The organism is Mycolicibacter heraklionensis (assembly GCF_019645815.1).
Lineage (GTDB): Bacteria > Actinomycetota > Actinomycetes > Mycobacteriales > Mycobacteriaceae > Mycobacterium > Mycobacterium heraklionense.
Map to the genome: position 1 here is coordinate 2,361,554 of NZ_CP080997.1, position 14,773 is coordinate 2,376,326.

Annotated in this window: 10 protein-coding genes; 4 read left to right on the forward strand and 6 right to left on the reverse strand. The window is 67.2% G+C overall.

What is annotated here, in order from left to right; translation table 11 throughout:
- Positions 1 to 23 precede the first annotated feature (23 nt).
- A complete protein-coding gene (locus K3U94_RS11040; RefSeq protein WP_220696493.1) occupies positions 24 to 1,661 on the forward strand; it encodes a hypothetical protein in 1,638 nt (545 codons plus the stop codon).
- 26 nt (positions 1,662 to 1,687) lie between these two features.
- On the opposite strand, the gene K3U94_RS11045 is transcribed toward K3U94_RS11040, so the two are convergent.
- The 6 genes from K3U94_RS11045 to K3U94_RS11070 all read right to left on the reverse strand — a co-directional run bounded on the left by K3U94_RS11045 (position 1,688) and on the right by K3U94_RS11070 (position 10,873).
- Positions 1,688 to 3,814 carry a vWA domain-containing protein gene (locus K3U94_RS11045; protein WP_220696494.1) on the reverse strand — a complete coding sequence of 709 codons (2,127 nt, stop codon included), beginning with the start codon at positions 3,812 to 3,814 and terminating at the stop codon, positions 1,688 to 1,690.
- A gap of 68 nt (positions 3,815 to 3,882) precedes the next feature.
- Complete coding sequence (locus K3U94_RS11050; protein WP_220696495.1) at positions 3,883 to 6,081, reverse strand: malate synthase G; 2,199 nt, start codon at positions 6,079 to 6,081, stop codon at positions 3,883 to 3,885.
- A 49-nt stretch (positions 6,082 to 6,130) separates the two neighbouring features.
- Positions 6,131 to 7,012, reverse strand: coding sequence for a 3-methyladenine DNA glycosylase (locus K3U94_RS11055; RefSeq protein WP_220696496.1), 882 nt, complete (start codon positions 7,010 to 7,012; stop codon positions 6,131 to 6,133).
- Positions 7,005 to 8,069 carry a hemolysin family protein gene (locus K3U94_RS11060; RefSeq protein ID WP_220696497.1) on the reverse strand — a complete coding sequence of 355 codons (1,065 nt, stop codon included), beginning with the start codon at positions 8,067 to 8,069 and terminating at the stop codon, positions 7,005 to 7,007. The genes K3U94_RS11055 and K3U94_RS11060 overlap by 8 nt, the downstream gene beginning before the upstream one ends.
- Positions 8,062 to 9,408: a hemolysin family protein gene (locus K3U94_RS11065; protein WP_220696498.1), complete on the reverse strand. Its 1,347-nt coding sequence runs from the start codon at positions 9,406 to 9,408 to the stop codon at positions 8,062 to 8,064. The genes K3U94_RS11060 and K3U94_RS11065 overlap by 8 nt, the downstream gene beginning before the upstream one ends.
- Positions 9,409 to 9,436: 28 nt before the next feature.
- Entirely contained in the window at positions 9,437 to 10,873 is a 1,437-nt protein-coding gene (locus K3U94_RS11070; RefSeq protein ID WP_220696499.1) for a GuaB1 family IMP dehydrogenase-related protein, read from the reverse strand.
- Between the two features lie 794 nt (positions 10,874 to 11,667).
- Between K3U94_RS11070 and K3U94_RS11075 the strand changes: the two genes are divergently transcribed.
- The 3 genes from K3U94_RS11075 to K3U94_RS11085 are packed head-to-tail and all read left to right on the forward strand — an operon-like array spanning position 11,668 to position 14,773.
- Complete coding sequence (locus K3U94_RS11075) at positions 11,668 to 12,741, forward strand: phosphoglycerate mutase family protein (RefSeq protein WP_220696500.1); 1,074 nt, start codon at positions 11,668 to 11,670, stop codon at positions 12,739 to 12,741.
- Between the two features lie 12 nt (positions 12,742 to 12,753).
- Positions 12,754 to 13,875, forward strand: a complete 1,122-nt coding sequence (locus K3U94_RS11080) for a histidine phosphatase family protein (RefSeq protein ID WP_220696501.1) — start codon at positions 12,754 to 12,756, stop codon at positions 13,873 to 13,875.
- A gap of 22 nt (positions 13,876 to 13,897) precedes the next feature.
- Positions 13,898 to 14,773 (forward strand): alpha/beta fold hydrolase, encoded by an 876-nt coding sequence (locus K3U94_RS11085; protein WP_220696502.1) that lies wholly within the window; start codon positions 13,898 to 13,900, stop codon positions 14,771 to 14,773.

Consider the following 14,773-nt stretch of genomic DNA (forward strand, 5'->3'; position numbering starts at 1 on the left):
GAGGTTCGCTTCTAGGAGGACTCGTGCAGGAGCCCATTTCTCGCTCCTGCGTCACCGCCGGCCTCGCCCTGGTCAGCGCCGGGATCGTCACGGTCGCTCCGGTCAGCGTGCCACTGCCGGCCACCGCGGCTTCGCCTGGCGTGGCGCTGACCACCTCCTACGGTGATCTGTTCGCCAACACCTGGGACAACATCGAGCGCATCAGTGCGAACACCGACTGGTCGGCGATCTCGCAGCTGTTCACCGCGATGTTCTCCAATCCGGTCGGGGTGATCGAAGCGGCCAGCAACTTCACGCTGGCGGTGGACGCCGACGCCGCGTCGCTGCCGGCGACGGTCTCGGTGCAGCTGTCGCCGGGGTTGGAGTTGCTGATCGCGGGCCTGGCATCGCACGTGGCGACTCTGGACGCGCTGTTCGGCGTGGTCGACGACCTGGGCGACCCCGCCACCGCGTTCACCGCGCTGTTCAACGCGCCGGCCACCCTGCTGGATGCCTACCTCAACGGCCAGCACAATCTGTCCCTGCTGGGCGGCATCATCAGCATTCCGGTGTTCAACGGGATTCTGGCGCCCGAACAGAACCTGGAGATCGACCTCGACTTGTCCAGGCTGCTGCAGATGCTCGGCTTGGGCACTCCGGATTTGAGCAACCTGAACCTCGACGGGGTGATCGACCAGGTCCGCCTCGGCACCCTGACGCTCGGCGGGCTGCTCAGCGGTCTGGGGTTCAGCGACGACGGCGTCGGGGACCTGCTGAAGTCGGCCACCAACGTCAGCACCCTGGGAGACCTGCTCGACTTCTTGGGCCTGGGCGACTTGGGGCTGAGCCGCTACAGCCTGACCGCCCTCTTGGGTGACCTGGGCCCCGACACCGACTTCTACCGCAATCTCGATCTGGACCTGGCACTGGGCAACTTCCGGCTCGTCGACGTGCTGAGCGCGTTCGGGGTCGACGCCGCGATTCCCCTGGGCCTCGGGCAGGTGCTGGCCGGTCTGGGCGACGGCGACTTGGCCGGTGAACAGCTCGGCAGCCTGCTGTCCGACGTCGGCCTCCTCACCGAAGTCCTCAGTTGGCTCAACGCGACTGCAGCTGACCTCTTCGACCCCATTCCTCTGCTAGGGCCGCTGCTGACTGGCCTGTTGAGCGACCTGCTGGGTGGCGATGGTCTGGAAGCTCTGCTCAACAACTTCACCGTCGGCGATCTGCTGGGCGACCTGCACCTCGACGACACCGTCAGTTCGGTGCTGGCGAGTGTGGGCGGCGCATTGCTGTCGGTCGGCAACCTGACCCTCGGCGGCGTCCTGCAAGATCTCGGCTTCGACGATTCCGTCGGCTCCCTGACGCTGCGCGACGTGCTGGATGGCCTCGGGGGCGCGCTGGGCGGTGTCCTGACCGATGGTCCGCTCGGGCTGGACCTCACCTGGTTGTTGAACGGCTTTGATGTGGGTGACCTGGTCGGCTTTCTGGGGCTCGACGACCTGTCGCTCAACCTCGGCGACCTTGTTGGGGACTGGGTGAACCCCTACCTCGCCGACCTGCTGGAGGGTTTCGTCCAGGGTGATGTGAACCTGGCCGGTGCCAGCGTCGGCGCCTTCGGCGGGACGTTCACCGAGCTGTTCGTCAGCTGGCCGCAGCAAGTTCTCGCCATGCTGGGCTACTAGCCGGCGGGGCGCCGCAGAACGCTGCCTCAGCTCAGCAGCGAGTTCAGCGCACCGGCCAGTTCGGGGGAGTTCGCCCCGCGCAGATTCTGGTACGTGCCACCGGAAAGCTGCGCCACCGACTGCCAGGTCGCCTGGTCGGCGTCCGCGCCGAAGTCGATGACGTTGACGGCCACCGGCCGTTCGGGATCGGTGTTGGTCCGGATGAAGTCCTGCAGCCCGGAGCCGTCCAAGGTCCGGTCGGTGTGCGGACCCGCGGTGATGACCAGCACCGAATTGGCCTGCCCGGGGCGGTAGTTGGCCAAGGCCTGGTTGTACACCAGGCGCAGCGTCGTGAACGACACCGCACCCCCGGCCGTCGAGCTCAGCTCATCGAGCTCGCTGATCAACGTCTCTGCGCGAGTCCCGCCGTTGAGCGGCTCGTCCAGTGGGCCCCCGGTGACCACGTTGCGGCCCTCGGTGCCGTCGAAGGTCCACAGGCCCACCGACGAATTCGGGGCCAGGGCTTTGATCCGTTGGTCGAGTGCGGCGATCACATGGGCCAACCGGCTCTTGCCGCCTTCGTCGGTGGTCATCGACTGGTCGAGCATCACCGTGACGGCCGCGCTGCCCGGCAACGTGGTCAGGGCGTTGGCCAGGGCGGCGCGTGTCGCATCGTCGCCCACCGACAGAGTGTCCGACACTGCCGGGAAGCCGGTCACCTCGCTGCTCGGCGGTTCGACGCCTTCGACTCGGAATCCGGCTTTGGCCAGCTCTGCGAGCTGGTCGGGTTTGCGGGCGAAGCGGGCGAACTCGCTGGCGGCACTCACCTGCTCCTGTGACAACCAGGAGCCCGCGAGCAACACGGTGGGGTAGTCGGCCACCGGCACCGGCCCCGGCGGCCGCCAGGAGCCCAGTTGAGTAGCCGGATCCGACAGCGACTGGCCGCGGGTGAACAGTTGCTGCTCGGTGGTCACCACGGCATGCACCGGTGCAGCCGCCAGGTTTCCGGGGCGCAGCAGAACATTCATGGCCTCAGCGAGCGACGCATCGACGAGCTTGGGTTGCTCTCCCGCGAGCCGGTGTACCCCCCCGACCCCATCGATGATGGGGGCGCCTTTGGGGGTGACGCCGGCAGCCACTGCCTCGCCGGCCAGGAAGGCGGCGTCGCCGTTGCCGCCGATCGGCAGCGCCAGCCGCAGCGGCCCCCAGCCGGCCAGCCCGAGATGACCCAACCCGTCAGGGTCGGCCTGCAGGTCCGGCAGACTTGCCCAGCTCTGCTTCTGTAGCGCGCTCTTGAGCTCGGGTCGGATCGCCAACAACACCGGCGAGGTGACCAATGAGCGACTGTCGCTGACCGTTTCCGCCCCCGCGGATGCCTGCAGCCGGGCGGTGGAGACCGAACTGCCTGGAATCCACAGCGCCGGGCGCTGGCCGAGTTGCGCGGGCCAGTCGCCGATGAAACCGCCGACGACGGCATCGGAATCGACGGGCTTGACCTGTACCGACACACAGCGATCGCCGACCGGCTTGGCGGTCTTGTTGAACCGGTCGGCGAAACCCTGCACGTGGTCGGCGATCGACGGGTCCGCCACGACGGCAACCGTCAGATCACCGGCAGCGCAGTTGCCGGCGGCGACGGCGGAACGATGCGACAGCGAGTTGCCGAAGAAGCGCCACAGGATCACCGCGCCCACCACAACGATCACCGTCACCAGCGCGGCGATCACGCCGACGCTGACACCGCGCGGCCCCGAGTCGTTGCGATGCCGGCGCCACCGATCGAGATCGCGGTGGCCGCCGCGCGGCTCCTCCCGATCGGACGGCGGCGACCCGCCGGCGATACCGCCTACGACACCGAAAGGCCCGGTGCGGTAACGCGATTCCTCATCAGGCTCACCACCGCGACGCATGTACTGCGCGGGGTCGGCGTCGTCGTATCCCGCATCGTCGTATCCCGCGTCGTCGTATCTCGGCTCGCGGTATCCGGCATCGCCACCGTCGGGAAACGACTCGTCGTCGAAGGCGTCGTGATAGTCGTCGACGTAGTCGTCGTCGTCCGGGTCGCCGAAGCCGAACAGATCAGGCCCGCCGGAAAAGTGGCTGTCGTCGGGCTCGCCGCCCCCCAGCGGCTCGTCGTCGGAATCGTCCGGGCCGGGGAAACTGTGCCTACCCACGGTGGGTGCGTCCTCTCCGCCTGGTCAGTTGTCCGGCCACGGTGATGTCCATTCGGTTCTGCGTCGGGTCAGATACCGGCCTGGGCTTTGAACTCCCGCCGGCGCCGGTGCAGGATCGGCTCGGTGTAGCCGTTGGGCTGGCTGGTCCCGGACAGGATCAGCTCGCGTGCGGCCGCGAACGCGATGCTGGATTCGAAATCGGGTGCCATCGGCAGGTAATTCGCGTCACCGGCGTTCTGGCGGTCCACCGCCGGGGCCATCCGCTCCAGGCTGGACTGCACGTCGTCGGCGGTGATCACCCCGTGCCGCAGCCAGTTCGCCAGCAACTGCGACGAAATCCGAAGCGTGGCACGGTCTTCCATCAGAGCCACGTCGTGGATGTCGGGAACCTTCGAGCAGCCCACACCCTGGCTGATCCAGCGCACCACGTAGCCCAGGATCGACTGGCAGTTGTTGTCGACCTCTTCGCGGATCTCGTCCGGCGCCCAGGCCAGGCCCTCGGAGAGCGGAATGGTCAGCAGCGCATCGATTGTGGCGCGGCGCTTTCCGGCCAGTTCCTTCTGCACCTCGAACACGTCCACCTGGTGGTAGTGCATCGCGTGCAGGGTGGCGGCGGTGGGAGAGGGCACCCACGCGGTGCTCGCACCCGAGCGCGGGTGGCTGATCTTCTGGGTGACCATGTCGGCCATCAGGTCGGTCATCGCCCACATGCCCTTGCCGATCTGGGCGTGGCCGGTCAAGCCGGTGGCCAATCCCGCATCGACGTTGTTGTCTTCGTAGGCCAGGATCCACGGCTGCGACTTCATGCTCGCTTTGCGCACCATGGGACCGGCCTCCATGGAGGTGTGGATCTCGTCTCCGGTGCGGTCCAGGAAGCCGGTGTTGATGAACACCACCCGGTCGGCGGCGGCCTTGATGCACGCCCGCAGGTTGACCGTGGTGCGCCGCTCCTCGTCCATGATGCCGATCTTGAGGGTGGTCTGCGGTAGACCCAGGACGTCTTCGACCCGGCTGAACAGCTCGGCGGTGAAGGCGACCTCGTCCGGACCGTGCATCTTGGGCTTGACGATGTAGATCGACCCGGTGCGGCTGTTGACCAGCGGACCGTTGTCGTCGGAGGCGGTCAGGCCGTGCATGGCGATCAGCCCGGTGAAAAGCGCGTCCTGGATGCCCTCGAACACCTCTCGGTCTTCCGCGCCGTCGGCGCTATAGACGATGGCGTCGTTGGTCATCAGGTGACCCACGTTGCGGACGAACATCAGGCTGCGGCCCGGAAGCGTCAGGGTTCCGCCGTCCGGGGCGGTGAACTCGCGGTCGGCGGACAGCGTGCGAGTGAAAGTCTTGTCGCCCTTGCTGACCTGCTCGGACAGGTCGCCGCGATTCAGGCCCAGCCAGTTGCGGTAGCCGAGCACCTTGTCCTCGGCGTCGACCGCGGCCACCGAGTCCTCGAAGTCCATGATCGTGGTGACCGCCGACTCCAGCACCACGTCCTTGATGCCGGCGGCGTCGGTGGATCCGATCGGTGATGTCGGGTCGATCAGGATTTCGATGTGCAGGCCGTGGTGGGACAGCAGCACCGACGACGGCGATGCGGCTTCACCGGTGTAGCCCACGAATTCGGTGGGCGCGGCGACCGCGGTCTCCAGGCCGTCGCCCAGCGTGACCACCAGCGCGCCGTCGTTCACCGCGAAGCTCTTGACCTCGGTCCAGGCGCCGTTGGCCAGCGGCACGGAGTCGTCGAGGAACCTACGGGCGTAAGCGATCACCTTGTCGCCGCGCACGGGGTTGTAGCCAGTTCCCTTCTCGGCCCCGCCGTCCTCGCTGATCACGTCGGTCCCGTACAGGGCGTCGTACAACGATCCCCACCGGGCGTTGGCGGCGTTGAGCGCGAACCGAGCGTTGAGCACCGGCACCACCAGCTGCGGGCCGGCCTGCACCGCGATCTCATCGTCGACGCCGGAGGTGGTGACCGTGAAGTCCTCGGGTTCGGGCAGCAGGTAGCCGATCTCGGTGAGGAAGGCCCGGTACGCCTCGGTGTCCAGCGGCTCGATGACCCGGTGCCGGTGCCACTTGTCGATCTGCGCCTGCAGCTCGTCGCGACGCGCCAGCAGTCGCTGGTTCTTCGGCGTCAGATCGGTGACGACTTTGTCCACCCCAGCCCAGAAGCTGTCGGGGTCCACACCGGTTCCTGGCAGTGCCTCGTCAGTGATGAAGTCGTACAGCACGCGAGCGACCTGCAAGTCGCCCACCGGCACCCGGTCCGTCATGGTTTCCTCCCTCGTAGCCGACCTACCACCTTACCGGCAGGTAGCTCGGCTATCCGCATCCGGCGACTCCCAGCAGCAGGTCACACCGGTCCAGCAGCGCCGCTCGCAGCGGCGTGGCGCGGCGCGCTATCTCGCCTTGGCGGCGGACGTATTCGGCACGGCCGGCCGCGTTTTCGATGGTGATCGGCGCATAGCCGTAGTCGCTCAGGTCATAGGGGCTGGCGCGCATGTCGATCTCGCGCGCCGACGCGGCCAGCTCCAGGCACTCCAGCAGTAGTTCGGAGTCGATCAGCGGCCCCAGCTTGTAACACCACTTGTAGAGGTCCATGTTGGCGTGCAGGCAACCCGGCTGCTCCCAAGCGATTTGGGTGGCCCGGCTCGGCGCTCCGGCGTTGCGTGGTGCGGCTGCGGGAGTGAAGAACCGGAACGCGTCGAAGTGGGTGCAGCGCAGTGGAATTGACTCGACCACCCGGTCAGTCTCGGTTGCACTGAGTCGCAGCGGAATATGACCATGCCGCACGCTATCGCCGCGATACACCATCGCCCACTCGTGCAGGCCGAAGCAGTTCAGCTGAGCCGGCCGCGTGCCGGTGGCGCGCAACAGCCGTGCGACGAACGTCACGGTGTCGACTCGCTCACGCAGGTATTCCTCGGCCACGCGCACCTGGCCACCGCGCACCGCGTAGCCGCGTCGTCTGCTGTAGTCGCGCAACGCCTCCTGCCCGGCGAGCGTCACGCTGAAGCCGGGATTCCAGCTGCGCAACTGTGCCGGCCGCAGGCTGTAGTAGCTGAACAGGAATTTCGGCACCGGGTCACCGGCCGCGATCCGGCGCAGATGTGGGGCCAGGAAGTCCTCGAGGCGCTGTCGGTACGCCTCGGCCCGGGCCTGCCACTCCGTTACCCCCAGAACCCGTTCCGCCAGGTCAAACACGGTGCGTCCCGTCGCGGACAGTGCCGACGACGTCCTGGACCAGGTCTTCGAGGGTCACCATCGCCACCGCCGTACCGTCGTCGGCGACCGCCAGTGCCAGATGGCTGTTACGTCGGCGCAGCCGGGACAACGCATCGGCCAGCGGCAGGGAAGCGGGGATGCGCGGCAGCGGCCGCACGGCGGCGACGTCGACAACCGTGTCCGGCCCTGGCCCGGTGGAGGTCTCGCTGAGCGCCAACACATCCTTGATGTGCAGGTAGCCGACAAATTCACCCTCATCGACGACCGGGAACCGGGAGTAACCGGTCTGGGCGAAGGCCTTTTCGATGGCGGCCACGGTCGGGCCGCGCCCGGCGGCTGCCACCGGCACAGCACGGATGTCGCCGATCGGCAACGCGACATCGGCGACCACCCGGGTGCGGATCTGCAGGGCACGGGTCAACCGGGTGTATTCCTCGAGGTCGAGCAGACCCGCCGAGACCGACTCAGCGATCATCTCGCTCAACTCGACGGTGGACACCGTGATCTCCAGCTCGTCCTTGGGCTCCACCCGCAGGACCCGCATGATGACGTGAGCGCACCAGTTGTAGAACACGATGAACGGCCGCGCCGCGGCCATGTAGAGCAGGTAGGGCGGGATCAGCAGCATCGCCGCCGTCTCCGGGCCGGCCAGGGTGATGTTCTTCGGGACCATCTCGCCGAACAGCACATGCAGGGTGACCACGACCGCCAGCGCGACGACGAACGACACCGTGTGCAGCAGCGGGTCCGGGATCCCCGCCAGGGCGAACGGGTGCTCGAGCAGGTCGGCCACCGCGGGCTCGCCGATACGGCCGAGCAGGATCGAACACACCGTGACTCCCAGCTGGAAGCCGGCCAGCATCAGCGGGAGCTGTTCGCCGGCACGGATGACGGTGACCGCGCTGCGCCTGCCCTGTTCGGCCAGCGTCTCCAGCCGGTCCCGGCGTGCTGAGATCAACGAGAACTCCGCGCCGACGAAAAACCCGTTCCCGATGATCAGCGCCACCGTGAGCAGCACGTTCACCACATCAGCCACGGCCGGCCTCCAGATGGGTGAGCGCCAGCAGGTCGATACGCCGGCCGTCCATCCGGACCACCCGGGCCAGCCAGCGTGGCGGGTGCGCGGAGAGCTCATCGGGGTCGAACGCGGTCAGCTCGACGGTCTCGCCGGCCTCTGGAATGTGGCCGAGTTCCTGCAGCACCAGGCCGCCGATGGTCTCGTAGGAGCCCTCCGGTGCGCGGTAGCCGGTGGCGGCGGCCACCTCGTCGATGCGCAGCAGGCCCGAGACCTGCCAACCGGCGCCGGAGGCGACGACGTCGGGGGTGGCGTCGTCGTGCTCATCGCGGACATCACCCACGATCTCTTCGATCAGATCCTCGACGGTGACCATGCCCGCGGTGCCGCCGTATTCATCGACGACCATGGCCGCCTGCTGGCCGTTGGCCCGGATCTGCTCCATCACCGCGTCGCCGTCGAGGGTCGACGGCACCACGGCGACCGGTTGGGCCACAGTCGTGACCCGAGTGGACGCCCGGTCGGCGACGGGCACCGCGAACACCTGTTTGACGTGGACGATGCCGACCGTGGCATCCAGGTCGCCGTCGACCACCGGAAACCGGGAGAAACCGGTCTCGATGGCGACCGCGGCCAGATCGGCGACGGTATCGCCGGCCTGCAAACTCACGATCTTGGATCGCGGCGTCATCAGCTCTGCGGCGGTCAGGGCACCGAATCGCAGTGAACCCTCCACCAAAGCGGCGGTCGCCGGGTCGAGGGCACCGCTGCGGGCGGAATTGCGCACCAGCGACGCCAGCTCCCGCGCCGAGCGGGCCGATGCCAGCCGGTCGGCGGGCTCGATTCCGAGCCGGCGCAGGATGCGGTTCGCCGTCCCATTGGTCACCCTGATCGCGATCGCGAACAGCCGGGAGAACAGCAGTTGCGGCCCGGCCACCGCGCGGGCGATCGGCAACGGGCGCGCCACGGCCAGGTTCTTGGGTACCAACTCGCCGAAGACCATGGACAACGACGTGGCGATCACCAGCGCGAGGACCAGCGCAACCCCGGCAGTCGTCCGCTCGGACAGGCCCGCCGCGGCCAGCGGGAGGCGCAGCCAGCGGGCCAGCACCGGTTCGGCCAGATAACCGGTGGCCAGCGTGGTGATCGAGATGCCCAGCTGGGCGCCGGACAGCTGAAAGGACAGCGTGCGGTGGGCGTCTTGGATGTAGGCGTCGCGACGGCCGCCACGGTGGGCGTTCGCCTCCACGACGCTGCGTTCCAGGGTGGTCAGGGAGAACTCGGCGGCCACGAACACCGCGGTGCCCAGGGTCAGGATCGCGAACGCCAGCAGGCTGGCCACCGTGACGGCGATGGTCATGATGGGGCCTCACTCGCCACCATGGGTCTCACCAGCCGAACGGTAGCGGATGGCCTTCGGCGAATCCCGCAGCCGACTGCACGCCCAGCACCACCCGGTCATGCAACTCGGCCAGGTCGGCGGCTCCGACGTAGGTGCAGGTGCTGCGGAGGCCCGAGGTGATGTGGTCCAGCAGATCCTCGACGCCGCCGCGTTCGGGGTCCAAGGCCATTCGCGACGTCGAAATGCCTTCTTCGAAGAGTGCCTTGCGGGCGCGGTCGAAGGCACTGTCGGCGGCGGTGCGCGCGGCCACCGCACGTTTGGACGCCATTCCGTAGCTTTCCTTGTACGGCCTGTCGTCGCGGTCGAACATCAGGTCGCCGGGGGACTCGTAGGTGCCGGCGAACCAGGAGCCGATCATCACGTTCGACGCCCCCGCGGCCAGGGCCAGCGCGACATCGCGGGGGTGGCGTACCCCGCCGTCGGCCCACACGTGTGCGCCCAGTTCGCGCGCCGCGGCCGCACATTCGAGGACGGCGGAGAACTGGGGGCGGCCCACGCCGGTCATCATCCGAGTGGTGCACATGGCGCCGGGGCCGACACCGACTTTGACGATGTCCGCCCCCGCGGCGATCAGGTCCCGGGTGCCGTCAGCCGACACCACATTGCCGGCCACCAGGGGCACTCCCGGATTCAGCGCCGCGACCGCGCGGATAGCCTGCAAGGCCTTCTCCTGATGCCCGTGGGCGGTGTCGATGACCAGCAGGTCCACCCCGGCCGACAGCAGGGCGGCGGCCCGGGACGTGACGTCGCCGGTGATACCCACTGCGGCGGCGATGCGCAGCCGTCCGTCGCCGTCGGTGGCGGGGGTGTAGATCCCGGCCCGGACCGTGCCGGTGCGGGTCAACACACCGGCCAGCGTGCCGTCGGGATTGGTCAGTACCGCGACGTCGACGGGCGCGTGCTCCAGCAGCTCGAACACCATGCGCGCATCGGAGCCGACCGGCGCGCTGATCAGCTCGGCCACCGCGACATCACGGACCCGGGTGAAGCGATCCACGCCTTCGCAGCACGCCTTGGTGACTAAGCCGGTGGGCCGGCCGTCGACCACCACCACCGCGACGCCGTGCGCGCGTTTGGTGATCAGGGCCATCGCGTCGGACACCGAGTCCTCGGGGGAGAGCACGACCGGGGTGTCGGCGACCAGATCGCGACTTTTCACGAACGTCACGGTCTGGCGCGCCACATCGATCGGCAGATCCTGGGGCAGCACCACCAGACCACCGCGCCGAGCCACCGTCTCGGCCATCCGGCGGCCCGCCACCGCGGTCATGTTCGCCACCACCACCGGGATGGTGGTGCCCGACCCGTCACGGGTGGACAGGTCGACGTCAAGACGTGAGGCGACGGCCGAGTGGTTGGGGACGATGAAGACGTCGTTGTAGGTCAGGTCGTGGGTGGGGTCGTATCCGCTGACGAATCTCATCGAGAGTCCACCACCGGTCTGTCGGGTTCGGACGAGCCCATCTTGTTCGCCTCCACATGTCATGAGCCGGCCTTCACCACCCGCCGGCCGGCACCGTTTCGGCCCGGTCAGCCACGCTACCGCCACCATGACGACGGACACCACCTGACGCGATATCAACCGAATGAAAAATTGATCTTCCTCACAGCAGGTTCGTCGGTTAAACTCATGAAGACTTTTAAGGGAGCGGAGATGACAGTTAGCTGCCACCAGCGAGGCGCCGCCACCGCGGCCCCGGTTGCAGCTTCTTGCGTCCCCCCGGAGGTCGGTCGTGGCGTCCGCCGACAGGCGATCGAGGCGACGCTGGAGCGGCGGGAATGCACCGTCGAGGGATACCTGCAGCGCAAACTGCACCGGCAGTGGCGCAACCGGGGATCGTAACCCGCCCAATCCGACTCGCAATCGGCCGCGAAGGCTCAAGTCTGTGCTCTGTATTGGATTGCAGCACAAGTAATTTGACGGAGCTATCTGCTGACGAGCAGATCAGCGAGCTTCGGCCTTCCGGTCCGATCGACGATTTCCGACGCCGAAGCGGCGTACCCCCCACTGGGCGCGCAGAGCGAGATGCGAAGCGCTCTTGCGCAGCATCGAACGTGATCGTGGACGGCGCAGGCACGGCAATTCAGGACACGCTGTCGACTGCGCGATGATCTGGCCCTATTTCAGTTAGCTCGCTTGCGACTGAATAGTGCTTCCGAAACTGAGAACTAACTGAATCATTGCTGAATCCGATAACACCAAAAGAGGTAGGCGCCATGCAGGCAAGCCACGTTCTGTCCCTCACCGCCGGCGCCGCGCTGGCCGGCGGCATCGCCGTCGTCCCGGTCGCGGCGTCGTCGCCACCGGCGGCCGCAGCTGTCCTCGACATCCGGCTCGCCAGCGGTAGCGCCCAAGACATCGTTATCGACTTCGTGCGGCACGCAGAAATGATCTCGCCGTACGAAAACATGCTCACCCCCTCCCCGGATCATCCCGGGGCTCCGCTCAGCGACCTCGGACAACAACAGGCGTCCGACGTCGGGAACCAGCTCTTCAACGAGCTCGGCCAGGTTGCCGGCATCTTCAGCGGGCTGGGTCTGCGGGTGACGGAAACCGCCGCGCCGTTCGCCGATCTGGAGGGCATGACCCCACAGTTGTTGACCCAACTCGACGAGGTCGACAGCGGAATCTACGCGCTCGATCCCATCGAAAGCCTCGGCGGCCGCCTGGGCTTTCTGACCGTGGGCGGCTGGACGTTGGGAGCGCCGCTGGGGTTGGCACTGCTGTCAGCCCCGGGCTCGCACGACGCGAACGGGATCGTCATGGGTGAAAGATTCGACGACGGTGTTCAAACAATGTATGACCACGCACTGGCGAACAGCGACGTCGTCAGCGATAACGGCCAGGTCACCGATGTCGCGTTCACCAGCACAGCGTCGATCTTCACGTGGGTCATGCAGAACGTCGACAACCCCGACATACCGTTCTTCCTGGACCTCATCAAAGAGGCAAACAGTGTTCCGAACGGCCAGACGACCATTTTCCTGCCCAACACCGCCGTCGTCGAAGTCCAGGGCAACCCCACCGACGGCTGGACGCTGGTCAGCTGGGACGGGCACGCCATCGCGGCGGATCCGGATCTGCTGAGCGCGCTGTTCGTCGACGTGCGCGACGTGATGCTGCCGGCGCAAGCGGCGCTCTGGCACACCTGGGAGGCCATCCTCGGCGGTGATCCCACGACGATCATGAACGCGGTGCAGACCGGCTTCGACGACGTCGGCTCGGCACTGGTCCAGTTCCCCGGATCGGTGTTCACCGACATCATCGACGCCTTCGGAAATCTCGGTTAGGAGGTAGCCGCCATGCCGATATATTCGATCTCTCCGATTGCCGCCGGTGTCGCCCTCGTCGGAGCAGGTGTCATAGCCGTCGTCCCGCCGGCGCAATCGGGTGGCGCGGTCTCCGGCATTACGCTCACCAGCGGTGAGGCCCAAGACGGCGCAATTCAAGATGTCGTCATCGATATAGTGCGGCACGGGCAGCGCATGCCGCCGTTCAACGATGTCATCACCCCCTCGCCGGACCATCCCGGTCCGCCGCTCAGCGATCTGGGCGTGCAGCAGGCACAGGCGGTGGCTGACAAGCTGCACGATGAACTCGGCGACCACGTCGCGGGGATCTTCTCCGGACAAGCCATCAGGGATATGGACACCGCTGCGCCGTTCGCCGACCTGGAGCACATGACGACACAGATCCTGTCCGGACTCAACGAGATCGACAGCGGCATCTACGCCGGGCAACCGATCGCCAGCCTGGCCGGGTTCCTGTACCAGTTCACGCCGATGCTCTGGACCTTGTTCGGATTGGTGTTGGCGCCCATACCGGGCTCGATCGAGGACCCCAATGGCGTGGTGATGGACCAGAACTTCACCGGCGCCGTCAACGCGATGTACAGCGCAGCGATGGCCAACCCGGTCGTCAGCGACAACGGCGACATCACCGCGGTGGCCTTTAACAACGAAGCCGACATCGCGGCCTGGGTGGCGCTCAACGTCAAGAACCCCGACATCTCACTGCTGCTGCCGTTGACGCTGCAGACCATGTTCGCCAACGACGACGGATCCCCGATGCTGCCCAACACCGGCATTGTGCAGATCGAGGGCAACCCCACCGACGGCTGGACGCTGGTCAGCTGGAACGGGATCGCCGTCCCAGAAGACCCCGGGCTACTGACGAAACTGATCATGGACGTGCGTGATCTGATCACCACGCCGCAGGTTGCCGCGTGGAACCTCTACCAGGCCTTGCTCGGCGGCGACGCGACCACCATCGGTGACGCGCTGCAGGCCGGACTGCATGACATCAGCGCGACGTTCCTGGGATTTCCGGAGGCGGTGTTCAACGACATCACCGATGCGTTGTCGAATCTCGGTGCGGCCGACGCGTCCGGCTCGGCGCTTGCCGATCTGCTGGCGCTCGTCTGAGCCGCAGCGCACAATGACCGCGATGACGAATACGGCGTGGCGCAGCAGTGTGAGTGAGTGGCAAGACGGTGGCCGGTGGTTGGCTACCGGCGCCGGCCGGGTGTTTGTGCGATCCGGTGTGGGGGATGGGCCGACTATTCTTCTGCTGCACGGCTTTCCATCCTGCTCCTATGATTTCCGGTCGGTCGTGGACCGGCTCGCCGGCCGGTCCTGGCTGACGATGGACTTCCTCGGTTTCGGATTGTCGGACAAGCCGCGCCCGCATCGGTACAGCCTGTTCGAGCAGGCCGACCTGGTGGAGCAGGTGGTGGCGGTGAGCGCAACGGGTCCGGTGGTGCTGGCCGCCCACGACATGGGCACCTCGGTGGCGACCGAACTGTTGGCTCGAGACCTCGAGGGCACACTGACCTTTGACCTGCAGCGCGCGGTGCTGACCAACGGCAGTGTGATCTTGGAGCGGGCCAGTCTGCGGCCGATCCAGAAGGTGCTCCGTGGCCCGTTCGGTGGTGTCGCCGCCCGGCTGACCAATCGCCGCAGCTTCGTTCGTGGCTTCGGCCGGCTGTTCAGCCCGGAGCACCCGCTGAGCGCCGATGAGGCCGCCGCGCAGTGGGCACTGCTGACCCTCAACGGCGGAAACCGGATCGCGCATCTGCTCTCGGCCTACCTCGACGAACGGGTGCGGTATGCGCAGCGCTGGCACGGCGCGGTGCGTGACTGGCCCAAGCCGTTGGGCTTCATGTGGGGGCTGGGCGATCCGGTCGCCACCACCAATGTGTTGGACGGCCTGCGGCAGCTGCGCCCGACCGCCGACGTCGTCGAACTGCCCGGGTTGGGCCACTATCCGCAGATCGAGGACCCTCAGGCCTTCACCGACGGCGTGCTGAGCCTGCTGGTTTAG

Coding starts and splice junctions, on each gene's coding strand:
- K3U94_RS11050 (WP_220696495.1), bottom strand. CDS start 6,081: ATGACGGACCGGGTGCCGGTGGGCGACTTGCAGGTCGCTCGCGTGCTG.
- K3U94_RS11065 (WP_220696498.1), bottom strand. CDS start 9,408: ATGACCATCGCCGTCACGGTGGCCAGCCTGCTGGCGTTCGCGATCCTG.
- K3U94_RS11070 (WP_220696499.1), bottom strand. CDS start 10,873: ATGAGATTCGTCAGCGGATACGACCCCACCCACGACCTGACCTACAAC.
- K3U94_RS11075 (WP_220696500.1), top strand. CDS start 11,668: ATGCAGGCAAGCCACGTTCTGTCCCTCACCGCCGGCGCCGCGCTGGCC.
- K3U94_RS11080 (WP_220696501.1), top strand. CDS start 12,754: ATGCCGATATATTCGATCTCTCCGATTGCCGCCGGTGTCGCCCTCGTC.
- K3U94_RS11085 (WP_220696502.1), top strand. CDS start 13,898: ATGACGAATACGGCGTGGCGCAGCAGTGTGAGTGAGTGGCAAGACGGT.